The sequence below is a fragment of the Streptomyces sp. NPDC002785 genome, assembly GCF_040295565.1.
Lineage (GTDB): Bacteria > Actinomycetota > Actinomycetes > Streptomycetales > Streptomycetaceae > Streptomyces.
Window position 1 is genome coordinate 1 of the sequence record NZ_JBEOVN010000306.1, and the last position, 5887, is coordinate 5887.

Consider the following 5887-nt stretch of genomic DNA (forward strand, 5'->3'; position numbering starts at 1 on the left):
CGGGTCCGGGAGGCGGGTCTGGGCGCGTATGCGCATCAGGACGTGCCGTTCGAGCGTCTCGTCGAAGACCTCGCACCCACCCGCTCCATGGCACGCCAGCCGCTCTTCCAGATCATGCTGGCGCTCCAGAACAACGCCGAGGCCTCGCTCGACTTCCCCGGTCTGCGGGCCGAGACGATGTCCTCGGGACACGTATCGGCCAAGTTCGACCTGGAGTTCGGTCTCAGCGAACGGTTCGGCCCCCAGGCCGAGCCGGCCGGTCTGCAGGGCAGCATCATCTACGCCACGGACCTGTTCGATCACCTGACGGCCGAGCGCATCGCCGAGCGGTTCCTCAGGGTTCTGGACGCCGTCACCGCGGAGCCGTCGGTTCCCCTCGGCCGGGTGGAGATCCTGGAGGACAGCGAACGCAAGAGCCTCATCGAGGAGTGGAACGACACGGCGCACGGCGTGCCCGCGGAGACCCTCCCGGACCTGCTGCGGAGCCAGGCGCAGCGAAGCCCCGCCGCGGTCGCTGTGCTCTTCCACGACACCGAGGCGGACACGGGACAGGACCGCGTCGAGCTCACCTACGCCCAGCTCGACGCCCGGGCCAATCGCCTCGCCCGGCTGCTCATCTCGCAGGGCGTGGGACCCGAGACCCTGGTCGCCGTCTGCATGGAGCGTTCCGCCGACCTGATCGTGGCGCTGCTGGCAGTCCTGAAGGCCGGTGGCGCGTACGTGCCGATCGACCCGGAGTACCCGGCCGACCGCATCGCGTACGTACTCGACGACGCACGGCCCGCGGCCGTTCTCACCACCCGGGCCACGGACGCGGCCCTGGCGACGGGGGACGGCACGGCGCGGATCGTGGCCGACGACCCGCGGACCGTCTGCGCACTGGCCGGCCTGGAGTCCGGGGCGATCGACGGCTCCGAGCGGCGGGGCGAGCTGCTGCCCGCACACCCCGCGTACGTCATCTACACCTCCGGATCCACCGGCCGCCCCAAGGGCGTCTGCGTCCCGCACCGGGCGGTGACGAACTTCGTCACGGCGATGGGCGACCGCTTCGCGCTGGATGCCCGGGACCGCCTGCTCGCGGTCACCACCGTGGCCTTCGACATCCATGTCCTGGAGATCTATGTGCCGTTGCTCGCAGGCGCGGGTGTGGCCGTCGCGACCCGTTCGGCGGTCCGTGACCCGCGCGCACTCGCGGCGCTGATCGGCGATCTCGACGTCACGATCATGCAGGCGACCCCGTCGCTGTGGCAGGCACTGCTCGACGAGCATGCCGATGCCGTACGGGACGTGCGCATCCTGGCGGGCGGTGAGGCACTTCCGCCAGCCCTCGCCGACCGCATGCGGGAGACGTCCGCGCGCGTCACGAATCTGTACGGCCCGACCGAGGCCACGGTATGGGCGACCACGGCCGACCTGGCCCCGGACGACCGCGGCTCCGTCGTTCCGATCGGACACCCTCTGTGGAACACCCGGGCGTACGTGCTGGACGCCGCGCTGCAGCCGGTGCCCGTAGGTGTCGCCGGTGAGCTTTACCTGGCCGGCGAGCAGCTGGCGCGCGGGTACCTCGGCCGGCCGGGTCTGACGGCAGAGCGTTTTGTCGCCTGCCCGTTCGGTGCGAAGGGCGAGCGGATGTACCGCACCGGTGACCTGGTGCGCCGGAGCGCGGACGGCGGCCTCGAGTACGTCACCCGCGTCGACGAACAGGTCAAGATCCGCGGGTTCCGGATCGAACTCGGTGAGATCGAGGCGGGACTCGAGGCCCATGACGGGGTCGCCCGGGCTGCCGCGGTCGCCCGCGACGACGGTCACGGATCGCAGCAACTCGTCGCCTATGTCGTGCCGGCCTCCGGAACGGAGGTACGGAACCAGGAACACGAGGTGCGGCAGGTCGAAGACTGGCGGAACGTGTACGACTCGCTCTACCGGGAGATGGCGCCGGACGTCGAGGCGGAGCTCGGCGAGGACTTCGCGGTGTGGACCAGTGCCTACGACGGCAGCCGCATCCCGCTGGAGTACATGCGGGAGTGGCGCTCCGGGATCGTGGACCGCGTCATGGACCTGAAGCCCCGCCGCGTTCTCGAACTGGGTGTGGGCAACGGGCTTCTCCTCGCCCACCTCGCGCCCCGCTGCGAGGCGTACTGGGGCACCGACTTCTCGGCCGAGGCGATCGACGCGCTGCGTAGAGGTGTGCGGCAGCGGCCGGACCTGCGGGACAGGGTCCAGCTGCTGACACAGGCCGCCGATGTCACCGACGGACTGCCACGCGACTACTTCGACACGATCGTCATCAACTCGGTCGTTCAGTACTTCCCCAATGCTGACTATCTCGTCGAGGTACTGAACAACGCGGTGGACCTGCTCGCACCCGGTGGCCGGGTGTTCGTCGGTGACGTGCGCAACCTGCGCCTGCACCGGTGTCTGGCCACAGCCATCGCGCTGCACCGGCACGAGCCGGAAAGCGGAGTGGACGGGGTGCGCCGGGCGGCCGAGCAGATGGTCGCGACGGAGAAGGAGCTCGTGGTCGATCCCGACTTCTTCGCCTCGCTGGGCGGCGCCTCGCAGGAGCTGGCAGACGCCGAGATCCTGGTGAAACGGGGTGTGCACCACCACGAGATGTCCCGGCACCGCTACGACGTCGTGCTGCGTAAGAAGCCCTGCGTACCAGCTGCCGCCGGTGCGCAGGAGATGGTGCGCTGGGGCGTGGATGTGACGGGCCTCGACGATCTCGCGGAACGCCTGCGGGCCGGCCGGTCCGCAGCACTTCGCGTGACGCGGGTGCCCCAGCTTGGCCTGGCCGGCGAGCTGGCGGCGCTGCGCGCCGTGGACGCGGGGGAGGACCTGGACGTGGTGCTCGCCGCGCTGAAGAGCGGCGGGGCGGGCCCGGCGGCCGCGGATGACCGGGTGCTGAACGCCGAGGACCTCTACCTGCTGGGCGAGCGCCTCGGGTACCGGACCACGGTCACGCTGAACGGGGGCGCCGACGACGGTTCCATGGACGCGGTGTTCGAGGCCCCGGCCTCCGGGGCGGAGCGGCCGGGCGGGGCCGTGAGCGTGTACCGGCCCTCGGGACCCGTCCCGCCCGGCCTGGTGTCGTACACGAACAATCCGCTGGCCCGGAACGAGGGCGGCACCCTGGCTGTCGCGCTGCGCGACCATCTGCGGGACCGGCTGCCCGAGTACATGGTGCCCTCGGCGTTCGTCGTCCTCGACGCCCTGCCGCAGACCGCCAACGGCAAGCTCGACCGGCGTGCCCTTCCGGCACCCGGGCCTGCCGTGGCCGCCCCGGGCCGGGCCCCCGAGTCCGTGCAGGAGGAGATGCTCTGCGGGGTCTTCGCCGAGGTGCTGGGGCTGCCGCAGGTCGGGGTGGACGACAACTTCTTCGAGCTGGGCGGTCATTCCCTCCTCGGAGTGCGGCTCGCCGGGCGGATCCAGTCCGTGCTGGGCGTCGAGGTCAGCATCCGCACCCTGTTCGAGGCCCCGACCGTCGATGCGCTCGCTCGGCGGCTGGCGGACACCGGACTGACCCAGGAGACCCTCGGTGTCCTGCTGCCGATCCGGACGCGGGGGTCCCGAGCACCGTACTTCCTGGTGCACCCCGCGGGCGGGGCCAGTTGGTGCTATGCGCCGCTGGCGCGGTTCACGCCCCCGGACCAGCCGCTGTACGCCATTCAGGCGCGCGGCCTCGGCCCCGTGCCGGAGGAACTTCCGTGCTCGGTCCGGGACATGGCCGCGGACTACGTCGAGCGGATCCGCACCGTGCAGAAGAGCGGCCCGTACCACCTCCTGGGCTGGTCGTTCGGCGGTATCGTCGCCCACGAGATGGCCGTCCGGCTGCAGGCCGAGGGGCACGAGGTCGCCTCGCTGGTGATCATGGACGCGTATCCGCAGACGGAGGACGGTGCGCATGAGGCGACGGAGCCGGTCGATTTCGACGACGTGGTCGTACAGGGTGCCGGCCGCTTCGGAGCCGAACTGTCGCCGGCGGAGATCGACCGCTTCGTCAACGTCATCGCCAACAACACGTGCATACAGCGCGATCATGCGCCGGGTGTCTACGAGGGCGACGCGCTTTTGGTAGTGGCGGCGCAGGACCGCGAGGAAAGCGGTGCGGGCGGCGGTTTGTGGGCGCCGTACGTCTCCGGCACGACGGCGGAGTCCGAACTCCCCTGCCGTCACGACGACATGGCTCACCCGGACATGTTGCATCGCGTCTGGGCTGCTGTGATGGAACATTCGACCGGAAACCACAGTACGCAGATGGGAACAGAGTGAATAGCCCGGAAAAGCGTCACTACGCTCTAGTGTGTCCGTTGTGTGGGCTGAGGCAGGCGGACGACGGGCTGATGCTCTCCTGCGCCAGCGATCACGCACCGGCACTGCTGCAGACGGAGTACGAGGAGAGCGACTTCAAGCCGCTCTCGGACGTCGAAGGGTTCTTCCGGTACCGCCCCTGGCTGCCGGTCACCCGGTCCTTCGCCGGGGCGGGGCGCACGGTGGTGCTGCGCAGCGAACGTCTCTCCCGCTTCCTCGGTATGCCGAATCTGCGGATCGCGTTCAACGGCTACTGGCCGGAGAAGGACGGCTGCCTGGAGACCGGGACGTTCAAGGAACTGGAGGCGTACACGGTCCTTGGCCGGCTGCCCGAGGAGCCGACCGTCCTGGTGGTCGCGTCCGCCGGGAACACCGCGGCCGCGTTCGCCACTGTGTGTTCCCGGTACGCCGTTCCCTGCCTCCTCGTCATTCCTGGGACGGGGCTTTCCCGACTGCGGCTGCGGGAGCCGTTGCATCCGTGTGTGCGCCTGGTCGTGGTGGAGGACGCCGACTACACGGACGCGATCGCGCTGTCCGAGGAGGTGGCGAAGTGGCCGGGGTTCTCCCTGGAGGGCGGGGTGCGCAATGTGGCCCGCCGAGACGGACTGAGCACCGTGATGTACGCGGCCGTTGAGGAGTCGGGCGAGCTGCCTGAGTACTACTTCCAGGCGGTGGGCAGTGCCGCTGGGGCGATCGCTGTGCACGAGGCGGCCAAGCGGGTGCGGCGGGCGGCAGCGCCGGAGGCGGCCCTGCCGCGGCTGGTCCTCTCGCAGAACGCGGTGTTCGCGCCGATTCAGCGCGCCTGGCGGGGCGGCACACGCGACTGCCCGCCGATGGACGACGACAGAAACTCTGTCCGCGGTGCCTACGCTGACGAGCTGACGAACCGATGTCCTCCCTATGCGGTGCACTCGGGTGTGTTCGACGTGCTGACCGAGAGCGGCGGAGACGTGGTCACGGTCGACGCGGGCTCCGCCGTGGCGGCCCGGGACGTCTTCCGGGACCTGGAATCCATCGACCTCGAGCCGGCTGCCGCAGTGGCGGTGGCCTCCCTCTTCTCCGCCGTCAGGGACGGTGCGCTCGCACGCGATTCCTCCGTGCTGTTGAACGTGACCGGCGGCGGCCGGGCCAGACTGGCCCAGGATCACCCACTGGTCCAGGCCGAGCCGCAGCTGCGTGTCAGGGTGGACGAATCCTGCGATGAGGCGCTGGCCGCGATCGCAGAGCTATTCCAGGTCTCGGAAGCCGGTTCAGCGAGACACGGCGGCGGGTGACGCCGGTCGGCTCGGTGTATCACCTGCTCGTAGCGGCTGAGCTGTACTGGGATGTGTGGAGTTCCTGATGCCGGCGTGACGCCCGCGCTGGGGTGGCGTCGACGCCGGACCACCACAGCGGGACCGCGAACGTGCGTGCCAGGCGCCCCCGGCCGGACAGCCCTTAGACCGACCGGCAGATGGGGGGCGGCGTCGCGGGGCTGGGTGCGCACATCTGCCGCGTTGTCGTCAATCACCATGGCTCCTTCCCCAAGCTCTCGGCTGCGCTCGAGCAGGGGAGACCCCATCTGCCTCAATCCTCC

The 5887-nt window shown here is 70.3% G+C and carries 2 protein-coding genes; both read left to right on the plus strand.

Going from position 1 to position 5887, the window contains the following annotated elements; genetic code table 11:
• Positions 1-4272: non-ribosomal peptide synthetase (locus ABTZ94_RS35835; protein ID WP_351207359.1), on the plus strand; the 4272-nt coding region annotated here is incomplete at its 5' end.
• 29 nt (positions 4273-4301) lie between these two features.
• The gene (locus ABTZ94_RS35840; RefSeq protein WP_351207361.1) at positions 4302-5585 is read left to right on the plus strand and encodes a cysteate synthase; all 1284 of its coding nucleotides are present in this window, start codon (positions 4302-4304) and stop codon (positions 5583-5585) included.
• The last annotated feature ends 302 nt before the right edge of the window (positions 5586-5887 follow it).